Annotated in this window: 13 protein-coding genes; 6 read left to right on the forward strand and 7 right to left on the reverse strand. The window is 41.4% G+C overall.

The window, feature by feature from the left end:
• The first annotated feature begins 16 nt into the window (after positions 1-16).
• Positions 17-670 carry an adenylate kinase gene (adk, locus tag NDN13_RS19660; protein WP_004801251.1) on the forward strand — a complete coding sequence of 218 codons (654 nt, stop codon included), beginning with the start codon at positions 17-19 and terminating at the stop codon, positions 668-670.
• A 61-nt stretch (positions 671-731) separates the two neighbouring features.
• The gene (locus tag NDN13_RS19665; protein WP_251116653.1) at positions 732-917 is read left to right on the forward strand and encodes a hypothetical protein; all 186 of its coding nucleotides are present in this window, start codon (positions 732-734) and stop codon (positions 915-917) included.
• Here the strand turns inward: NDN13_RS19665 and nth are convergent.
• Together nth and NDN13_RS19675 are read right to left on the reverse strand one after the other, a co-directional pair.
• On the reverse strand, positions 914-1,600 hold the full coding sequence (nth, locus tag NDN13_RS19670; RefSeq protein WP_251116654.1) for an endonuclease III: 687 nt from the start codon (positions 1,598-1,600) through the stop codon (positions 914-916). The two genes, NDN13_RS19665 and nth, sit on opposite strands and share 4 nt — an antisense overlap.
• Positions 1,601-2,398, reverse strand: coding sequence for an RnfABCDGE type electron transport complex subunit B (locus NDN13_RS19675; RefSeq protein ID WP_251116655.1), 798 nt, complete (start codon positions 2,396-2,398; stop codon positions 1,601-1,603). It abuts the gene before it with no gap.
• Between the two features lie 385 nt (positions 2,399-2,783).
• On the opposite strand from NDN13_RS19675, the gene gdhA reads away from it, so the two are divergent.
• Positions 2,784-4,130, forward strand: a complete 1,347-nt coding sequence (gdhA, locus tag NDN13_RS19680) for an NADP-specific glutamate dehydrogenase (protein WP_251116656.1) — start codon at positions 2,784-2,786, stop codon at positions 4,128-4,130.
• 88 nt (positions 4,131-4,218) lie between these two features.
• On the opposite strand, the gene NDN13_RS19685 is transcribed toward gdhA, so the two are convergent.
• The 5 genes from NDN13_RS19685 to NDN13_RS19705 form a co-directional block, all read right to left on the reverse strand.
• The gene (locus NDN13_RS19685) at positions 4,219-5,325 is read right to left on the reverse strand and encodes an META and DUF4377 domain-containing protein (protein WP_251116657.1); all 1,107 of its coding nucleotides are present in this window, start codon (positions 5,323-5,325) and stop codon (positions 4,219-4,221) included.
• A gap of 191 nt (positions 5,326-5,516) precedes the next feature.
• Complete coding sequence (locus NDN13_RS19690; protein ID WP_251116658.1) at positions 5,517-6,290, reverse strand: DODA-type extradiol aromatic ring-opening family dioxygenase; 774 nt, start codon at positions 6,288-6,290, stop codon at positions 5,517-5,519.
• A gap of 100 nt (positions 6,291-6,390) precedes the next feature.
• Complete coding sequence (gene rlmH / locus NDN13_RS19695) at positions 6,391-6,870, reverse strand: 23S rRNA (pseudouridine(1915)-N(3))-methyltransferase RlmH (RefSeq protein ID WP_251116659.1); 480 nt, start codon at positions 6,868-6,870, stop codon at positions 6,391-6,393.
• Between the two features lie 322 nt (positions 6,871-7,192).
• Complete coding sequence (gene lon / locus NDN13_RS19700) at positions 7,193-9,622, reverse strand: endopeptidase La (protein ID WP_251116660.1); 2,430 nt, start codon at positions 9,620-9,622, stop codon at positions 7,193-7,195.
• 143 nt (positions 9,623-9,765) lie between these two features.
• On the reverse strand, positions 9,766-10,353 hold the full coding sequence (locus NDN13_RS19705) for a 5-formyltetrahydrofolate cyclo-ligase (RefSeq protein WP_251116661.1): 588 nt from the start codon (positions 10,351-10,353) through the stop codon (positions 9,766-9,768).
• Positions 10,354-10,837: 484 nt separating this feature from the next.
• Between NDN13_RS19705 and ata the strand changes: the two genes are divergently transcribed.
• The 3 genes from ata to NDN13_RS19720 all read left to right on the forward strand — a co-directional run bounded on the left by ata (position 10,838) and on the right by NDN13_RS19720 (position 22,102).
• Positions 10,838-19,240 carry a trimeric autotransporter adhesin Ata gene (gene ata, locus NDN13_RS19710; RefSeq protein WP_251116662.1) on the forward strand — a complete coding sequence of 2,801 codons (8,403 nt, stop codon included), beginning with the start codon at positions 10,838-10,840 and terminating at the stop codon, positions 19,238-19,240.
• A 60-nt stretch (positions 19,241-19,300) separates the two neighbouring features.
• Positions 19,301-20,092, forward strand: coding sequence for a trimeric autotransporter adhesin/peptidogylcan-associated protein TpgA (gene tpgA / locus NDN13_RS19715; protein ID WP_251116663.1), 792 nt, complete (start codon positions 19,301-19,303; stop codon positions 20,090-20,092).
• A gap of 411 nt (positions 20,093-20,503) precedes the next feature.
• Entirely contained in the window at positions 20,504-22,102 is a 1,599-nt protein-coding gene (locus NDN13_RS19720) for an ESPR-type extended signal peptide-containing protein (RefSeq protein ID WP_251116664.1), read from the forward strand.
• Positions 22,103-22,518 lie beyond the last annotated feature (416 nt).

Genomic DNA, 22,518 nt, shown 5'->3' on the forward strand with positions numbered 1-22,518 from the left:
ATGAGGATGTTCTTTTATGCGCATTATTTTACTCGGACCACCTGGGGCAGGCAAAGGTACTCAAGCTCAGTTGATCTGTAAGCGCTACAATATCCCACAAATTTCAACCGGTGATATGCTCCGTGCTGCAATTCGTGAAGGTACTGAACTTGGCTTAAAAGCGAAAAGCGTCATGGAGTCAGGTGGTTTAGTCTCTGATGAGCTGATTATTGGCTTGGTTAAAGAACGTATTGCTCAGCCTGACTGTGAAAATGGTTGTATCTTTGACGGTTTCCCACGCACAATTCCACAAGCTGAAGCATTAGAAACAGCAGGAATTAGCATTGATCACGTGATTGAGATTGCTGTACCTGACGAAGAAATCGTGCAACGTCTTTCTGGTCGTCGTCAACACCCTGCATCGGGCCGTGTTTATCATATCGTTTACAACCCACCAAAAGTGGAAGGTAAAGATGATGAAACAGGTGAAGACCTTGTGCAACGTCCAGATGACCAAGAAGAAACGATTCGTAAGCGTCTTGGTTCTTACCATAGCGAAACTGAGCAATTGGTTGGCTTCTATCAAGGTCGTGCTGCTTCTGGTGAAAATGCCCCGACCTATGACAAGCTAGATGGTTTACGCGCGATTGAAAACGTTCAAGCTGATTTATTCGCAATCTTAGATAAATAATTTAAGTTGCTGATTTTAAAAGGGCTCTGAATGTAGAGCTCTTTTTATTTGGAGAAGGCTTATGCTACTAAAAGTTGTTTTGATTTTAGTTGTAATATGCAGCATCGTTTTACTGTTATTTCTTTTGTACCAAAGTCAAAAAATGCTGCGCCATGTGCAACAACAACAGGCCTTGGAAAATAGAAAAAATGGCAAAGCACGCCAACTGCATCCAAAACTGCAACAGCAAAAAAAACCTCAGGATTAACTGAGGTTTTTTATTGCAATCGCTTTATTGGCACCAAATTCAAATCGGTCAGGCCAGTTGCAGACATCGGAAACGATACATTCACCACACTTCGGTTTACGCGCAATACAGCAATAACGTCCATGCAAGATCAGCCAGTGATGGGCATCAATTATAAATTCTTTTGGAATCACTTTAATCAGACGATCTTCTACTTCTAGAACATTCTTTCCAACCGCAAGACCCGTACGATTACCGACACGGAAAATATGGGTGTCGACGGCCATGGTGGGTTGACCAAAGGCCGTATTGAGTACCACGTTCGCCGTTTTACGCCCAACACCGGGGAGGGCTTCCAGTTCTTTACGTGTTTCTGGAATTTGACCTTGATATTGATCTACCAAAATTCGGCAGGTTTTAATCACGTTTTCAGCTTTAGAATTATATAAGCCAATGGTCTTGATATATGATTTTAAACCATCAATTCCAAGATCTAAAATAGCTTGAGCGGTATTGGCAATAGGATAGAGTTTATCGGTGGCTTTATTCACGCTGACATCGGTTGCTTGAGCAGAAAGCAACACGGCAATAAGGAGTTCAAAAGGAGAGGAGTAGTTTAGCTCGGTCTGGGGACTCGGCCTTTGGTCACGCAAACGTTCAAAAAAAGTCTGAATCTGCTTTTTGGTCATATTCTTTACGGGCATTTAGATGTCCTGCAATTCATTTAAACGTTGTTGTAAAGCAACTAACTGCGCTTGTTTGGATTCATCAGCACGGACACTAAGTTGCTTTTCGAGCTTTTTGATTTGTGTACGTAGCTTGGCAAGCTCAATCGTAGTTTTAGCATCGAGTGTAGGGCTGTCTTTGGCTTTGTCTGTCAGGGTAATCACAGGGACGTTGTTTTGTGATTGTGAAAATTGAGCAAAGAACTCTACATCAATTTCAGCGCGCACAATAGGGCCTTTACGGCTCAAGCGACGTTTTTCTTCACGTTGAATATGGGCGTAATAACGATGTCTTAAATCATCCTGTTCAGCTGTACGTTGTGCTGCCGTAGGTAAAGGTTGGATATCTGCTACTAGATCAATACAATCGACAGGGCAAGGTGGAATACATAACTCACAACCCGTACACAGGTCAGTCAAAATGCTGTGCATTAACTTACCACTACCAATAATCGCATCGACAGGGCAGGCACTAATACATTTGGTACAGCCAATGCACTCATCTTCTCGAATCACTGCTTTGATGCGTTGTGGTCGGCCATCACGTTGAATCTCCCAAACACTAGCTTCGGCAGTGAGTTGTGGTCGATCTAATAAGGTCGCCAATGCATCGGCAACAGGTTGCCCACCAGGCACACATTTATTTGCCTCTTCACCTTCTGCAATCGATTTTGCATAAGGTAAGCAGCCGTCACGATGCCCACATAAACCACATTGCGTTTGTGGTAACAGTTGGTCGATTTGGACAATAAGCGCGTGTTGTGCAGTTGGGGACATGTATCGAGAGTGAAGCAAAAAACAGGGAGCTTAGTATAGCAAATAAAGCTTTAACGCGGCTAAGCAATCTCAAAAGATGTAAATTACTCGGGTGTTTTTATGCTTAAAAATGGTGCTAATGATGAAATTTTTTAGTGCATTTCTGTCTGTAAATTGGTCTATTTTCCTACTTTGAAATGAAGTTCTGTTATTCATTCGGATGATTTCACTTGTATTTATTATATAAATAACGAACATTTTTTGACTTAAAGTTATGATTTTGATTGATAAAAAAAGTTAAGTATAAAAATAATATTGTGATGAAATAGTAATCTGTATTTAATAGATGCAAAATTCTATTTTGGTGCATTTTTCGCACCAAGATAAACCATAGACTCGGGGGTGAATGTTGAAATACGATAGCTTAAATGACTTTCTGGATTATGTTAAAGCTAGAGATCCATATCAACCTGAATTTTTACAAGCGGTCGAAGAAGTGATGACCAGCTTGTGGCCATTCATTCAAAAGAATCCTAAATATGCACAATATGGCTTGCTGGAAAGACTGATTGAACCAGAGCGTGCTATTCAGTTCCGTGTCTCATGGATGGATGACCAAGGGCAGACTCATGTCAACCGTGGTTTCCGCGTTCAATACAACTCTGCAATTGGTCCATACAAAGGCGGAATGCGTTTTCATCCTTCTGTGAATTTGTCCATTTTAAAGTTTTTAGGCTTTGAACAAACCTTTAAAAACGCATTAACTACTCTGCCAATGGGTGGTGGCAAAGGTGGTTCGGATTTTGACCCGAAAGGTAAATCAGAAGCAGAAATCATGCGCTTCTGCCAAGCTTTGATGCTGGAGCTGTATCGTCATCTCGGTTCGAATACTGATATTCCAGCAGGGGATATTGGGGTCGGTGGTCGTGAAGTTGGCTATATGACCGGTATGATGAAGAAGTTAAGTAATGACACATCTTGCGTATTTACAGGTAAAGGGATTTCATTTGGCGGTTCATTGGCCCGTCCTGAAGCAACAGGCTATGGCACAGTGTATTTTGCAGAGGAAATGCTGAAAACGCGTGGCGATAGTTTTGCCAATAAAACCGTATCGATTTCAGGTTCAGGCAATGTGGCGCAATATGCTGCAGAAAAGGCCATGTTTTTAGGTGCTAAAGTGGTGACCTTATCGGATTCGAATGGTACGGTCTATTTAAAAAATGGCTTTAGTAAAGCATTGCTTGATGAAGTGATGGAGCTGAAAAATGTCAAACGTGGCCGAATGTCAGAATTTGCATCAAAGCATGGTTTTGAATATTTCGAAGGTCAAACGCCATGGCATATTCCTGTGGATATTGCACTGCCTTGCGCAACGCAAAATGAGCTCAATGCTGAAGATGCTGTAACGCTATTGGCGAATGGGGTGATCTGCGTCGCAGAGGGGGCTAATATGCCTTCAACACTTGAAGCAGTTGAAAAATTTGTTGCAGCGAAAATTCTATATGCACCAGGTAAAGCGTCCAATGCGGGTGGGGTGGCAACCTCTGGTCTGGAAATGTCGCAAAATGCCAATCGTTTGGGCTGGTCATTTGAACAAGTGGATGAACGTCTTCATGCAATTATGAAAGAGATTCACCGTAACTGTGTGAAGTATGGAACGCAGGAAGATGGCTCGATTAATTATGTGGATGGGGCAAATATTGCTGGTTTTGTAAAAGTTGCCGATGCCATTCTGGCGCAGGGTATTTATTAAAAATCTCATGAATTTCCTCTTTATTAAAGAGGGAATTCCCATAAAAAATCCGATGACAACACATCGGATTTTTTATTTCTAAATGAAATTATGGTTTTTTCACAATCTCTTGCTCAACAACCATATCAAGTACGTCTGCAATGCTTGATTGGTCAGCAGCAGGGTTTTTAATGTCAAAACGTTTAACACGTACAATCACACGTTGTTGTGGGTTGTGCTCAAAACCTTCGATTTGACCGTAGTACAATGACCAGTTTTTATCTGCGTAAGTTTTTACACCTTTGTCATCATATTTGATTTCACGAACTTGCATACAAGTTTGTGGTGCAACACCTGTGCAAGACTTAGTTTCTGGTGAAATTTCCAAGAAAACGGTTTTACCTTCAGACTGGTATTTCGCTTCTGGGGTCATTGTACCAACGAAGGTATGTTTTTGACCTTTCGCATCCGCGATCACCAATGTTGGTTGCTCTGGATTCGTGACATTTACTTCAAACGCGATTTGACGTTTTTGTAGTAGATCACCCGCGAATTTTTCTTGCGCCATCAATGCTGGTTCACATGCCATCATGGTTGATGCACCGTCGCCTGTCGCGATCAAACCATTTTCAATTTTCCATGAGGTATTTAAGCGGTTACAACCTGTGTCTACAGATAAACGATCATTGGCTAAGAAGCTTAATACGATTGGACGTTTGGTATCAGCAGGTTGATATGACCAAGTGTAGTTGGTTAACACGTTGCTATTCGCCACTTTTGCACCTGTAAATACATGTTTTTGACCTTTACTATCAGTCACAGTCAAGATGGCTTGGCCATTCGCTGTGCTGATTTCAAATGGTACTTTTTTCTCGCTGAAGATGTCAGCAGATAAACGCTCTTGTTGCATTAAATCATCAGCACAAGCCATCATCGTCGATACAAGCGGAGAAGTTACAATCTTGTTGCCTTCAACTGCCCAAGTACCGCCTTGGTTATTACAACCTGTTTGGATTGCAAGTTTTTGGTCAGCGTTAAAAGATAAAACTAATGGTTTAGATGCCTTAGAACCTTGGTAAGTCCAATTATATTCAGTTAGGTTTTTTGCAGCAGTTGTATTAATTTGAGAAATTACATTATCAGTCACATTTTGCACAGTTTGGCACGCCATTAAAGAGAGCGGAAGTAATGCAAGAACTAAATATTTGATTTTCATATTCAAAACAACGATAAGTAAATAACAGACATAAGCTTAAAGTATTCTTAAAAAGAGAACATGGTATCCGTTTAGGAGTTAAGTTCGTTAAATGTTTCTATTTGTAAAATTTTTGAAAAATATAGAAGATTTATAGGCTTGCCATTATTTGGTTCAAGCCTATTTTATAATTGTGTGATGTAGTTGGTAATTTAATCAAAACGATAAATATCCATTCCCAACGAACCCATCGAGAAGCTGCTATGTACAATGTTGAAACGACGACCTGTACCCATTGCAAAGAATAGCGGTGCAAGATGTTCAAGGCTTGGGTGATTACGCTCAATATAAGGTAACGATGGCCAATCTAGTACCGCATCGTAATCTTGATGACTGAGTTTACTGACCACTGTATTACGGAAAGTACTGGCCCATGCGGGGACGCCGGCATCAGCATGCCATGACAACTCAGCCAAATTGTGAGTAATACTGCCTGAACCGATCAACAGAATTTGTTGCTCTCGTAATGGTGAGAGCACTTCTCCAATCTGGTAAATCTCATCAGCACTCATATAAAGGGGGAGTGAAATCTCAATCACAGGGATATCTGCATCTGGGTACATATGCAACAGTGGCATCCAGACCCCATGATCACGTGGACGGGTACTATTGGCATGAGCAGATATACCAGCCGCTGCAAAGCGTGAGAGGATTTCTTCTGCCAGTTTTGGGGCACCCGCCGCGGGATAGCGAATATTGTAGAGTTCAGGTGGAAAGCCACGGAAATCGTGCCATGTTTCTGGGCGTGTTGAAGTATTGACTTCCAAGGCCTGACTTTCCCAATGTGCTGACATCACCACAATGGCTTGTGGTTTAGGTAAGTTACTGCTCAGGCGATGTAATGCAGGACCCACTTGTTCTGGATCAAGTGCCAGCATGGGCGAACCATGAGAAATAAATAATCCGGGTAAGGTTTGCAGATCCATAAATAAACACCTGAAAGGGAATACACCATTATCCTGACAAATTCAGTCGCGCAGTGATAGCCCTTAAAATTCAACATATTGTTCTAGAATCAGAACGACTTTAAGCCCGATGATAAGGATGATTGTGGTTAATGCTCATGGCACGATAGAGCTGCTCAATCAGCAGAATACGAACCATTGGATGCGGCATGGTCAGTTTTGACAATGACCAATGCCAAGCAGCAGCTTTGCGAACCGCATCGGAATGTCCATCAGGGCCACCAATGGCAATCGCAATATCATTGCCTTCAAGCATCCACTGTTTCATCGTATCAGCTAATTTTTCAGTACTCAGCTCATGTCCATTTACTTCTAAAGCAATCAAGGTTTCATTGGATTTGAGTGCATTTAGAATACTTTCACCTTCAATTTGACAGTATTTCAAAATATCTGCTTCAGAGTCATTTTTGCCGCGCTTCGCCATTGGGAGCTCAATCACTTGCGTTTGTACAAAGGGCTGAATACGTTTGAAATAGTCTTCAAATCCAGTTAACACCCAAGCAGGCATTTTTTGACCAATGGTGAGAATGCGGATTTTCATAGGCGCGGTTGATTGAGGAAATGAACCCTATTATAAACGCTGTTCTTTGTTACATGCAGGTAAGTATGGTTTATCTAGTCATAAAAAATACAACAAGCAGTGATAGCCTACTCATAAAAAACGCAGCTCAAAATGCGTATGAGCTGCGATCAAAGTGCCATCCGTCTGGAGTTCGGATGGCGCTAAAATGAGTGCAGAGTCAAATTTAGCCTTTGTTTTTATCGACTCTATTTTATTATGCAAGATATTGGTTGTTTTTCAACCGCATTATGTAACAAAAAAAGAGAGCCGGAGCTCTCTTTTATGTCCAATCATTTACAGATTAGTGACGTGCTGCTTTTGTATCTTCGACTGGTTTTACAATCGGTGTCTTTGGCAAAGGTTTAGGTGTATCTGTCAAGGCCAAAGGCAGGATGTCATCAATGCTTTTCACTGCTTTGATTTCTAATCCTTCTTTGACATTGTCAGGAATCTCAGCCAAATCACGGACGTTATCTTGTGGAATAAATACCAGTTTGATTCCACCACGGTGAGCTGCAAGAAGTTTCTCTTTTAAGCCACCAATACGCATCGCGCGACCGCCAAGGCTAGTTTCACCGGTCATGGCAATGTCTGGACGAATTGGAATACCTGTAAATGCCGATACCAGGGCAGTGGTCAGTGCTAAACCAGCAGATGGACCATCTTTTGGTGTTGCGCCTTCAGGTAAGTGAACATGCACATCCGTTTCTTCAAAACGTGATGCTTCAATTCCCAATTCATCGGCACGGGTACGTACCACGGTCATTGCGGCGGTAATCGATTCTTTCATTACATCACCGAGTGAACCAGTGGTAATGAACTTACCTTTACCTTTGACGGCTGCAACTTCAATGGTGAGTAATTCTCCGCCGACTGAAGTCCAAGCTAAGCCATTAACACGACCAACCTGTGCTTCATCTTCTGCAATACCGAAGTCAAATTTATGTGGACCTAAGTATTCTGGAAGATTGGCTGAAGTAACGTCAATCTGTAAATTCTTAGACTTCTTGCTTACCGCTTCTTTCACGACTTTACGGGCAATTTTAGATACTTCACGCTCTAAGCTACGCACACCGGCTTCACGTGTATAACGCTGTACGATGTCACGGATTGCTTCTTCGTGAACAGTCAATTCTTTTGTGCGTAAGCCATTGTTCTTGATTGCTTTCGGAACAAGGTAGCGTTCAGCAATATTCACTTTTTCATCTTCGGTATAACCCGGTAGACGAATCACTTCCATACGATCCAACAAAGCTTCAGGAATATTCATGCTGTTCGCAGTACAGATGAACATCACTTCTGAAAGATCAAGATCAAGATCTAAATAGTGATCATTGAACTTATTGTTTTGTGATGGATCAAGTACTTCAAGCAAGGCTGAAGCTGGATCACCACGATAGTCTTGTGCCATCTTGTCGATTTCGTCGAGTAAGAACAATGGGTTCTTGACACCGACTTTCGTCAATGACTGCACGATCTTACCTGGCATCGCACCAATATAGGTACGACGGTGACCACGAATCTCGGCTTCATCACGTACGCCACCGAGTGCCATACGGACAAATTCACGACCAGTTGCTTTGGCAACTGATTCACCTAATGAGGTTTTACCCACACCAGGAGGGCCTACCAAACAGAGGATCGGACCTTTGAGTTTTTTCACACGAGATTGAACTGCAAGATACTCAACAATACGATCTTTAACGTCATCTAAGCCGTAATGATCTGTATCTAGAATTTCCTGTGCTTTGGCAAGGTTAATACTGACCTTGCTGGCTTTATTCCAAGGCGTATCTAAAATCACTTCTAGATAGTTGCGAACAACAGCGGCTTCGCTTGAAGCAGGTTGCATCGCCTTTAGCTTACGAAACTCAGCTTCAGCTTTTTTGCGTACGTGTTCAGGTAAATCGGCTTCAGCAAGACGTTTTTCAATTTCGGCAACGTCATCTTCCGCACCGCCATTCATATCGGAAAGTTCACGTTGAATGACTTTCATTTTTTCATTTAGAAAGTATTCACGTTGGTTTTTTTCCATTTGACGTTTTACACTGTCATGCAGCGTTTGTTCAATTTGCTGTTCAGCAGATTGATTCATCAAATAGCTCATCAACTCTTGCAAGTGAGCTTCAAACTCGTCGTGCTCTAAAAATTTTTGTTTCACTTCAATATTTAAAGGCACACGAGTTGCAACGAAGAACATCAATTGCAATAAGTCTTCGATTTTATTTGCTGCTGCAACGAGTTCACGTGCATTACGTAGTTTCGCTTCTGCATATTGAGCGAATAGGGTACGTAATTCATTTAAGCGAGTCTCTTGGGCCTCTTGGTCCAAAGCTAATGTCATTGGGCTTAAATGATGCTCAGCTGTTAAGTATTCTTCGCCATCAATAATGCGTTCGAGCTTAGAACGATGTAGGCCTTCAATCAGTACTTTGATGCAGTTTTCATCATTTTCATGATTCACAACTTGTACGATTTTAGCCACGGTTCCATATTGATAGAGATTGTCGTGATCAATTTCTTCTGTGAGCGAATCTTTTTGCGCAACTACAAATACTAAATTGTCACTGTTACGAGCCACATCCACTGCATTGATCGATTTTTCACGACCCACGAATAGCGCAATTTGCATGTGTGGATAAACCACAACATCACGTAACGCTAATAGTGGTAATACACTTGGAACCTGTGGCTCTAAGCTTGTTTCATTATTTAAAATATATTCAGACATGGGCACTCCTAATGAGTGACAACGGTGTTGCCATGTTTTTATAGTGATGTGCATTTAAAAAAATACAAGGGGGGAGGATTAGAAAATATAAAAAAAAGACTAAATTACTCAAAATTGATTGCGGAAATAAGAAAAATTGCCTGCTAAGACTTGAAATAATAAAACTTTTTAGGCGTTAACAGCGCATGTAGGGGCTGATCCCATTTTTGCCTTAAGAGAGGAGTGTCTACATATTGGAATGTATGGGCAAGACCAAGACGATAGGGGCGATGTTTGGCTGATGCCAAGGTCCGATCATAATAGCCGCCTCCCATACCGATTCGTGTTCCCAAAGGGTCGCATGCCAGCAGTGGCATGATAAGCAAATCTAAATGCGAGATGTGTTTGCCACGACTTGCCATCGGTTCTTTCATGCCCAGAGGATGATGAGAAAAACGTCTATTTAAATATTGTTTCGAGCTCACTCTTATCCAAACTAAATGTTGATTCATATTGCAAATCATGGGCAAGTAAACGTGTTTCTTCTGCTGAAAACAAAGTTTTAAAAGTTTGTGAGTATGAACTTCACCAAAAGCATGTAAGTAAAGCCCAATTTTTGATGCGGATTTAAATCGAGAGCATTGTCTAAGTTGGACTAAAACTCGTTGTTCGGCCTTCTTTTGTTGGTAATGAGAGAGTTGTCTTCTTTTTGTTCGGAGCTGTTTTCTTAATGAGTTTAGTGTCTGGCTCATAAGGGTTAAAGAACTGTTTTGGAATAAACATAATCATACCTGATTTATTGCTTGAATTCTAAAATCAAAGCTTTCCATATCTTTAAGTGAAATTAAAAATTCATATGTTAATCTGTATTTATTCTAATTAATTGTATCTTGATTATTTATTTCAATAATTAATGGATATTTGAGGTATTGAATATTATTTATTAATATATTATTGAGTAATTACTCTATTTTTCATGTTCTTTATAAAATAAAACAAAAGAATAACAAAAACAAACAAAATATACTTTTTATGATTTAAATCAAATATTTGTTTATTAATTATTTTTGTGAATATGAGAAATATGTCTCATATTTTTATTAAAAGTGTTTATTTATTCTTTACCAATCTACTTGGTTTTATTAGCATCCGCGACTCTTTTTTTAGCACCGAACTAAAAATGCTGATTGGCATTTTTAGACCATCAATAACTGTAGTAATTATCTGAGAATTTTTATGAATAAAGTATATAAAGTGGTTTGGAATGCATCGATTGGCGCATGGGTTGCAACATCTGAACTGGCAAAAAGCAAAACAAAAACTAAATCAAAAGTTCTCAATTTATCTGCCGCAGTTCTAGTTGGTGCAATTAGTTTTTCTCCTGCTGCGTTTGCAGGAAGTGGAATTGAAAACGGGAAAGGGCCGGGAACTGCCATTTCTGGTTCAAGTACTAATTGTAGAGAGGGTGAAGCTGGTGCTGCAAATGCAAAAGATATTGCTATCGGTTGTGGGGCAAAGACATTAGATTCAACAAGTTCTAATATCGCAAATCGTCAAAATCCATATAACAATTCAACTGGTGCTTTTGCGGGTGCTCAGAAACAGGGTGGATCAATTGCTTTAGGTACTGGTGCAACTACAGAAAAAGGTTTAAGTACTGCAATTGGTTCATACGCAACAACCACCGATATCGCAGGGGTGGCGATTGGCACTGCTGCGTTGTCGAAAGGAAATACAGCGCTTGCAATTGGTCGCCAATCAGCAGCAACAGCTGATTTTGCTCAGGCAATTGGTAATGTAGCGGCTGCAACAGGCAAGGGTTCTTTAGCGATTGGTCACTCTGCAACAGCAGAAGGTTATCGCTCAATTGCAATTGGTTCGCCAGATATTGAAAATGCGGGTTCTGTTGCAGGACAAGCTGGTGCCTCGTATCAACCAAATATGGCGACTAAGGCAACGGGTAAAGATTCGATCGCATTTGGTGGTGGAGCAGTTGCAACCCAAGAAAACTCATTAGCGATAGGTGCATTCTCAGCATCTACCGGTAAAAAGTCAGTTGCTATTGGTACGGGTGCTAAAGCCAATAAAGATGAAGCCGTTGTAATTGGTGACCAAGCAGAAGCGACTTTTGCTGGTGGTGTGGCTGTTGGTAAGGGGGCACGTTCAGAAGCTGAAAATAGTATTGCTCTTGGTAAAGACTCTAAAGCAACACAAGCAACTGGTGAAAGTTTCTTAACTAAAAAAGCTGCACCAACAGGTGTTTTGTCTATCGGTGATGTGGGTGCTGAACGTCGTATCCAAAACGTTGCTGATGGTGCTGCTGACTCTGATGCAGCGACTGTAGGGCAGTTAAAAGCAGCACGGACCCATTATGTCAGTGTGAATGATGGTGGCCAACAAGGCGGTAACTACGAGAATGATGGTGCGAAAGGTCGTAATTCTATTGCAGTGGGTGTGAATACAAACTCTACAGGTTCTGAGTCAGTTGCAGTTGGTTCAAACGCAAGAGGTGCTGGTACAGGTGCTGTTGCTGTTGGTAGTGCAAGTGAAACAGTGGGCAGTGGTGATGTGTCGATCGGTCGTAATGCATCAACAAAAGGTGCGACTGGTACTGCGCCTGGATATAGCAATCAGTCGATTGCGATCGGTGATCAAACTAAAGCAATGGGTGACCAATCCATTGCAATTGGTGCAGATGTCATTGCACGTGGTAACTCATCTGTTGCGATTGGTGGTGATGATGTTGATAAAATTGCACAAGATGCTGAATTGAGCAAAACCTATACTGATATCACTGGTGGCGTGCTAAAAGCAGGTCGTTATCCAACAACTGAAGCGAATCATGGTTCAACAGCAGTTGGTACTCAGGCTGTCGGAACAGGTGCATTTTCATCAGCATTTGGTATGACCTCTAAGGCAACTGGTGATGCTTCATCGGCTTTTGGTGTGATGTCAAATGCTGCGGGTAAAGGTGCTTCAGCATTTGGTGCTGTTGCACAAGCAACAGGAGATGGCGCATCAGCCATGGGTATTAACTCACTTGCTTCTGGTACCAATTCAACCGCAATTGGTTCGGGTAATAAGCCTGGTGAAGGCGCGACGGCAACAGGTAATGGTGCTGCTGCAATTGGTAGTAATGCCAAAGCGACTGGTGATAATGCTGCAGCAGTGGGTAAAGGTGCTGAAGCGACCAATGAAAATGCTGCTGCGATTGGTGGTGGTGCTAAAGCAACAGGTAAAAATTCTGCTGCGATTGGTGGCGGAGCTGTAGCTGACCAAGAAAATGCAGTAGCTGTTGGTCAAGGTGCGCAATCAATGGTTGTTGGCGGTGTGGCTTTGGGCGCTCGCAGCCGTGTTGAGGCTGAAAACAGTGTGGCATTGGGTCAAGATGCTGTTGCAACTGAAGCAACAGGAAGTTCATTCCTCACGAATCGTGATGCATCAATGTCAAATGGTGTTGTGTCTGTCGGTTCTGCTGGAAAAGAGCGCCGTATCGCCAATGTTGAAGATGGCTCTGCTGACTCAGATGCAGTGACAGTTCGTCAGCTTAAAAATGTTGATTCTCGTGTTAATGATAATGCTCAAAATATCACTAATAATGCCAAAAATATTACGAATTTGAATCAAAAATTAGATGATACCAAAACTGATTTAGGCAACCAAATCACGGATACCAACAACAAGTTAGACGATGCGAAGAAAGACTTAGGTAACCAGATCACAGATACCAAGACTGAGCTCAACAACACGATCAATAACACCAAAACTGAACTGAACACCAAGATTGATAACACCAAGACTGAGTTGGAAAACAAAGGCTTGAACTTTGCAGGTAATGCAGGTGCAGATGTACATCGTAAGTTGGGTGAGAAGTTAAACATTGTGGGTGGTGCAGATGCTTCGACAGCAGAAGACAAAACCAGCGGTGAAAATGTTATTACTCGTACCACGGCAGATGGCATCAAAGTTGAATTACTGAAAGATGCGAAATTTGACAGCATCACCACTGGCGACACGGTATTAAACGACAAGGGTGTGACCATTAAAGATGGTCCAAGCATCACTAAAGATGGCATCAATGCGGGTGACAAAGTTATTAGTAATGTTGCTGATGGTAAAGATGGTAAGGATGCGGTGAATGTTGACCAGTTAACCAAAGTTAAAGATGGTTTAGATGGCAAGATTACCGACACCAATACTAAGTTAGATGATGCGAAGAAAGACTTGGGTAACCAAATCACGGATACCAACAACAAGTTAGACAATGCGAAGAAAGACTTAGGTAATCAGATCACAGATACCAAGACTGAGCTCAACAACACGATCAATAACACTAAAACTGAACTGAACACCAAGATTGACAACACCAAGACTGAGTTGGAAAACAAAGGCTTGAACTTTGCAGGTAATGCAGGTACGGATGTCCATCGTAAGTTGGGTGAGAAGTTAAATATTGTGGGTGGCGCTGATGCTTCAACAGCAGAAGACAAAACCAGCGGTGAAAACGTGATTACCCGTACCACGGCAGATGGCATCAAAGTTGAATTACTGAAAGATGCGAAATTTGACAGCATCACGACTGGCGGCACGGTATTAAACGACAAAGGTTTAACCATTAAAGATGGTCCAAGCATCACTAAAGATGGCATCAATGCAGGTAATAAAGTCATTACCAATGTTGCAGATGGTTCAATCGCGAACGGTTCTAAAGATGCCGTGAATGGTGGTCAGATCAAGAATATTTCTGACAGCATCAAGAACAGCATTGGTGGAAACACAACGGTTAATCCAGATGGCAGCATCAGCACCAACAACATTGGTGGCACAGGTAAAGACAACATCAATGATGCAATCAAGTCGGTAGATGACAAAGTCACCAATGGTGTCAATGACCTGACCAATAAAGGTCTAAACTTTGCAGGTAATGCAGGTGCGGATGTCCATCGTAAGTTGGGTGAGAAGTTGAGTATTGTTGGTGGCGCAGATGCTTCAACAGCAGAAGACAAAACCAGCGGTGAAAACGTGATTACCCGTACCACGGCAGATGGCATCAAAGTTGAATTACTGAAAGATGCGAAGTTTGACAGCATCACCACTGGCGACACGGTATTAAACGACAAGGGTGTGACCATTAAAGATGGCCCAAGTATTACCAAAGATGGCATTAATGCAGGTAATAAAGTCATTACCAATGTTGCAGATGGTTCAATCGCAAATGGTTCTAAAGATGCGGTGAATGGTGGTCAGATCAAGAATATTTCTGACAGCATCAAGAACAGCATTGGTGGAAACACAACGGTGAATCCAGATGGCAGCATCAGCACCAACAATATTGGTGGTACAGGTAAAAACAACATCAATGATGCAATCAGCAATGTGAAAGACGCTGCAACTAAAGCGAAAACTACAGTGACTGAAGGCGACAACATCGTTGTTAAAGAGACGACCAATAAAGATGGTAGTACTAACTACGAAGTTTCAACCAAGAAAGACCTTAATTTAGACAGCATCACGACTGGTGATACGGTATTAAACGACAAAGGTTTAACCATTAAAGATGGCCCAAGCATCACTAAAGATGGCATCAATGCAGGTAATAAAGTCATTACCAATGTTGCAGATGGTTCAATCGCGAACGGTTCTAAAGATGCCGTGAATGGTGGTCAGATCAAGAATATTTCTGACAGCATCAAGAACAGCATTGGTGGAAACACAACGGTTAATCCAGATGGCAGCATCAGCACCAACAACATTGGTGGCACAGGTAAAGACAACATCAATGATGCAATCAAGTCGGTAGATGACAAAGTCACCAATGGTGTCAATGACCTGACCAATAAAGGTCTAAACTTTGCAGGTAATGCAGGTGCAGATGTACATCGTAAGTTGGGTGAGAAGTTAAACATTGTAGGTGGTGCTGATGCTTCAACAGCAGAAGACAAAACCAGCGGTGAAAACGTGATTACCCGTACTACGGCAGATGGCATCAAAGTTGAACTACTGAAAGATGCGAAGTTTGACAGCATCACCACTGGCGACACAGTATTAAACGACAAAGGTGTGACCATTAAAGATGGTCCAAGCATCACTAAAGATGGCATCAATGCGGGTGACAAAGTTATTAGTAATGTTGCTGATGGTAAAGATGGTAAAGATGCGGTGAATGTTGACCAGTTAACCAAAGTTAAAGATGGTTTAGATGGCAAGATTACCGACACCAATACTAAGTTAGATGATGCGAAGAAAGACTTGGGTAACCAAATCACGGATACCAACAACAAGTTAGACGATGCGAAGAAAGACTTAGGTAATCAGATCACAGATACCAAGACTGAGCTCAACAACACGATCAATAACACCAAAACTGAACTGAACACCAAGATTGACAACACCAAGACTGAGTTGGAAAACAAAGGCTTGAACTTTACAGGTAATGCAGGTGCGGATGTCCATCGTAAGTTGGGTGAGAAGTTAAACATTGTTGGTGGTGCTGATGCTTCGACAGCAGAAGACAAAACCAGCGGTGAAAACGTGATTACCCGTACCACGGCAGATGGCATCAAAGTTGAATTACTGAAAGATGCGAAGTTCGACAGCATCACCACTGGTGATACGGTATTAAACGACAAAGGTGTGACCATTAAAGATGGTCCAAGCATCACTAAAGATGGCATCAATGCAGGTAATAAAGTCATTACCAATGTTGCAGATGGTTCAATCGCAAATGGTTCTAAAGATGCAGTGAATGGTGGTCAGATCAAGAATATTTCTGACAGCATCAAGAACAGCATTGGTGGAAATACAACAGTTAATCCAGATGGCAGCATCAGCACCAACAACATTGGTGGAACTGGTAAAGACAACATCAATGATGCAATCAAGTCGGTAGATGACAAAGTCACCAATGGTGTCAATGACCTGACCAATAAAGGTCTAAACTTTGCAGGTAATGCCGGTGCGGATGTTCATCGTAAGTTGGGTGAGAAGTTGAGTATTGTTGGTGGCGCAGATGCTTCGACAGCAGAAGACAAAACCAGCGGTGAAAACGTGATTACCCGTACCACGGCAGATGGCATCAAAGTTGAATTACTGAAAGATGCGAAGTTCGACAGCATCACCACTGGTGATACGGTATTAAACGACAAAGGTGTGACCATTAAAGATGGTCCAAGCATCACTAAAGATGGCATCAATGCAGGTAATAAAGTCATTACCAATGTTGCAGATGGTTCAATCGCAAATGGTTCTAAAGATGCAGTGAATGGTGGTCAGATCAAGAATATTTCTGACAGCATCAAGAACAGCATTGGTGGAAATACAACAGTTAATCCAGATGGCAGCATCAGCACCAACAACATTGGTGGAACTGGTAAAGACAACATCAATGATGCAATCAAGTCGGTAGATGACAAAGTCACCAATGGTGTCAATGACCTGACCAATAAAGGTCTAAACTTTGCAGGTAATGCCGGTGCGGATGTTCATCGTAAGTTGGGTGAGAAGTTGAGTATTGTTGGTGGCGCAGATGCTTCGACAGCAGAAGACAAAACCAGCGGTGAAAACGTGATTACCCGTACCACGGCAGATGGCATCAAAGTTGAATTACTGAAAGATGCGAAGTTTGACAGCATCACCACTGGCGACACGGTATTAAACGACAAAGGTGTGACCATTAAAGATGGTCCAAGCATCACTAAAGATGGCATCAATGCAGGTAATAAAGTCATTACCAATGTCGCAGATGGTTCAATCGCGAATGGTTCTAAAGATGCCGTGAATGGTGGTCAGATCAAGAATATTTCTGACAGCATCAAGAACAGCATTGGTGGAAACACAACGGTTAATCCAGATGGCAGCATCAGCACCAACAACATTGGTGGTACAGGTAAAAACAACATCAATGATGCAATCAGCAATGTGAAAGACGCTGCAACTAAAGCGAAAACCACAGTGACTGAAGGCGACAACATCGTTGTTAAAGAGACGACCAATAAAGATGGTAGTACTAACTACGAAGTTTCAACCAAGAAAGACCTTAATTTAGACAGCATCACGACTGGTGATACGGTATTAAACGACAAAGGTTTAACCATTAAAGATGGCCCAAGCATCACTAAAGATGGCATCAATGCAGGTAATAAAGTCATTACCAATGTTGCAGATGGTTCAATCGCGAACGGTTCTAAAGATGCCGTGAATGGTGGTCAGATCAAGAATATTTCTGACAGCATCAAGAACAGCATTGGTGGAAACACAACGGTTAATCCAGATGGCAGCATCAGCACCAACAATATTGGTGGCACAGGTAAAGACAACATCAATGATGCAATCAAGTCGGTAGATGACAAAGTCACCAATGGTGTAAATGACCTGACCAATAAAGGTCTAAACTTTGCAGGTAATGCAGGTGCGGATGTACATCGTAAGTTGGGTGAGAAGTTGAATATTGTGGGTGGTGCTGATGCTTCGACAGCAGACGACAAAACCAGCGGTGAAAACGTGATTACTCGTACCACTGAAGATGGCCTCAAGATCGAATTGTTGAAAGATGCGAAGTTTGACAGCATCACTACAGGAAATACTGTATTGAACAACAATGGTTTGACGATCAAGGGTGGCCCAAGTATCACAATTAACGGTATTGATGCAGGTGGTAAGAAAATTACCAATGTCGCTGATGGCGTTGATGCAAAAGATGCGGTCAATAAAGGTCAGCTTGATAAGCAAATTAATGATGTTAAAGACCAAATCGGCAAAGAAATCGGTGACTTGTCAGACAACGCTGTGAAGTATGACAAAGACAAAGATGGCAATGTTGATAAAAACTCTGTGACTTTAGGCGGTGGCGATAAAGGCACAAACCTGAAAAATGTTGCTGATGGTAAGGTTGAAGAAGGTTCAAAAGATGCTGTAAATGGTGGTCAGTTATGGGATGTTCAGAAGCAAGTTGATAAAAACTCAAATGATATTCAGAACATCAATAACAACATCAATAACATCAATAATGGTAAGTCTGGTCTAGTTCAGCAACAGACGCCAAATGGTGAAATTACCGTTGGTAAAGATACGGGTGGTACAAGTATCAATATGGCTGGTAAAGATGGTGATCGTGTGGTGCAAGGTGTTAAGGACGGTGAAATCAAAGCGGGTTCTAACCAAGCCGTGAATGGTGGCCAGATCCATAACATTTCCAACAGTATCAAGAACAGCATTGGTGGTGAGACGGTTGTTAATCAAGATGGCAGTATTACAACCAATAATATCGGTGGTACGGGTAAGAACAATATTAATGATGCGATTGGAAGCTTGAACCAATCAAATCAAGAGTTGGGTAACAAGATCAACAACCTTGGTGATCAGTTACAACAAGTGTTCTATGACACCAACAAACGTATCGACAATTTGGAAGACAAAATGTCTGCGGGTATTGCTGCGACAGCTGCACTTGAGCAAGCTCCTTATGTACCAGGTAAGTTAACCATGGCAGTTGGCGCGGCTTACTACAACGATCAAAATGCAGTGGGTGTGACGTTCCGTCGTACTGCTGATAATGGTCGCTGGTCATTGACAACAGGTGCTGCTTTAGGCAGCCAAGGTAGCCCATTAGTACGTATTGGTGTAAGTACAATTATTGACTAATTGCCCTCAATAAGGAGAGTCCTAGACTCTCCTTATCCAACAGATATTGTGAGTAAAGAAATGAACAAGAATATTCAAATTTTGATGATGGCAACTTTAGTCGGTTTAACAACAACCACTACTTTTGCACAAGAGGAAGTTGCGGCTCAGCAAGAAGAAATTAAATTTCCAGCGGTTGAGAAAAGTTATTTAAAACAAGTACAGCGTTATGAATACGATAATGTTGCACGTTTAGACACAGGTCTGACCAAAGATCAAATTCGTCACATTTTGGGCCATCCTCAATTTAGCGAAGGCGTCTTCTTTGTAAAAACTTGGAACTATGTTTTAGATATTCGTCAGCCGAATAGCCAAGACTATTTACGTTGCCAATTACGTGTCGATTTCGATAAGAAGTATCTTTCAGAAAGATTGTCTTGGAAAGGTGAAGCATGTGAGGGCCTAATGGCTTGGGGTGCGAATAACCAAGTTCCAAATGATGCAAATGTAAATAGTGCACGTTCTGGAAGTGTATTCTTTGCTTTTGACCGTTTTAATACTGCTGCGATCGAACAAGGTTCTAGTTCTGTAACTTCAATTGCAAAGCGTATCAAACAAAGTAATTCAACTGGACCAATTGTAGTTGCAGGTTTTGCTGACCCATTAGGTAAGTTTGCTTATAATCAGCAACTTTCATCACAACGTGCCAATACAGTGGCAAAATTATTGGTGAATGAAGGTATTGATGCAAATCGTATTCAAATTCAAGCCAATAGCCAAACTGATATATATCAGCAATGTACAGGTAATAAGGCAAATGCACAACTCGTTGGCTGTTTAGCTCCGAATAGACGTGTTAATGTGACTTGGTAAAATTTTTCAAATCAGAAAAGCTAGCATTTATGCTGGCTTTTTTTATTTTTGACATTTAGATACAAATATTAATGCGAAATTTTTACATGAAATTAGAATAAAAATGTCAATTAATGTCATGTATCGACTTTTTTTGCATAAATTTATGCACAAGGTAAAAATGGTGTGATCTATTTTTTTATTTTTGTTAAAAATTAACTATTGATTATTAATATTTAAATTATAGAAATTGAAATATGGTTTTTATAAAAATAAGTGACTTTGTGTGCCTCTATTGAAAAAAATTGTGATTTACATCTCATTTTAAAAAAGTTATTTTATAAGCAATAAATTACATTTCTTTACTTAATAGACAGACTTGTACACATAAGCGTACATGTTGTAACTTTTATCTGCGTTTGGAAAAATATTATGAATAAGGTTTATAAGGTTGTATGGAACGCCTCATTGGGTGCGTGGGTAGCGGTTTCGGAACTTGCTAAAACAAAAACTAAAACGAGAGGGAGTATTGGACAAGTCGCTTTCTTAGAGCAACAAGAACAACAAAACGGATTCAGTCAGTTTTTTAATTACAAATCATTATCTCTAGCTATTTTTGCAGTGTTTACGACAACGTTTGCTTTTGCAGGTTATGAGGCTGGGAATGGTAGTGCAACAACACGAGCTAACTGTACGAGAACATCTGTAGGTTCAGGGGGAGAGGCTGCTGGTATAGCAATTAATAATGAAAGTGGTATTGCATGTGCTTCAGCAATTGAATCTATTGCAATAGGTGCAAATATTGCAGCCCAAGGTGAACAGTCGACTGTTCTAGGAAATGATGTTATTGCGAGTACTAGTGCTGTTCAGGCTGTCGTTATTGGTTCAAATTTTAATGCAAATCCTGTTACATCTAATGGTAAAGGTGGTGTTGCAATCGGTAGTGGTTTAAGTGCAGCTCATTCAAGTGCGATTGCAGATGGACAAGGCACTCTTGCTTTGGGTTCAAGTGGGGATGGAACCACAATTAATGGAACAACTTATAATCAGCAAGGACCAGATGCTAAAGCAACGTATAGTGCTGCAATTATGGCAGGCGCGAAAACCACTGCAGGTGCAGACAGATCGATTGCATTTGGTGTTGGTGCTCAAACAGGAGCAAGTGCAGTAGATGGTATTGCTTTAGGTACGAATGCAAATGCAAGTGTTGCGAATTCTGTTGCATTAGGTGGTGGTTCGACAACAACTGCACCATCAGGTACAGGTTATATTACCAACTCTGCAGCCCCAACATCAGTTGTTTCTGTTGGTTCGGCTTCTAATCTTAGACGAATTCAGAACGTCGCAGATGGTGCGGCGGATCAGGATGCTGTGACGGTTGCTCAACTTAAAGATGTAAATAACCGTGCAGTTGGAAATACAACCGCATTAGGTGGTGGTGCTAGTTACAATGCAGCTACTGATACTTATACTGCTCCAAGTTATACGATTAATAAGGCTGATACAGGATCTTATGCTGCTGCGACTAATGTCGGCACAGCTTTGTCTAATCTTAATACTGAAATTCAAAGAGAAATTACGTTTGTTGGTAATACTGGAACCGTAGGACGTAATTTAGGTGAAACCCTAAATATTACAGGTGGTTTGACTGGAGCAGGTTCAAATAGTAACGTAAAAACTGTTATTACTGGAAGTACTGTAGATATCCAGATTGCAAATTCTCCAAACTTTTCAGGAACAGTGACTTCAACTGGCCAGCAAGTGAATGGTAATAGTGTTGTAACTGGTACATCAACGGTTGGTAGCGGTGCGAATGCAGTTACTTTATCGGGCACAGCAAACGGCTTGGATGTTGGCAATAAAAAGATTACCAATGTCGCAGCACCAACAGTGGGTAGTGATGCAGCGAACAAGACTTACGTCGATACTTTAGCAAATACGCCACTTGGTTTTGTGGGTGATTCAGGAACCAAAGCAACCCGTAAATTAGGTGAAGACCTAAATGTTAAAGGTGGTGCAACGGTACATTAACCAATGGCAATATTGGTGTTGTATCGAATGGTAGTAACAACTTGATATTAAACTTGCTGAGACGGTTAATTTAGGTACCAATGGTAGTGTAACCACAGGTAACACCAAGATTGATAACAGTGGTTTAACGATTACTGTGGCCCAAGTGTTACCAATACGGGAATTAATGCAGCGAATAAAAATATCAGTAATGTTGCGGATGCAACGACTGCTGATCAAGCCGTGAACAAAGGTCAGTTGGACACCGTAAGTACACAAGCAAACAAAGCCATTACCTTTACAGGAAAGCAGAAAATCAGGTGATATTAAAATGTAGATCGCAAGCAGGAAACTATTGCGCAGCGGAGCAGCGAGAAGCAACTTATAGCGGTGCGGTAAAACAGTCACAATCAAACAGGTTCAATTGCGATTCAAAT

Source organism: Acinetobacter sp. C32I (genome assembly GCF_023702715.1).
GTDB lineage: Bacteria > Pseudomonadota > Gammaproteobacteria > Pseudomonadales > Moraxellaceae > Acinetobacter.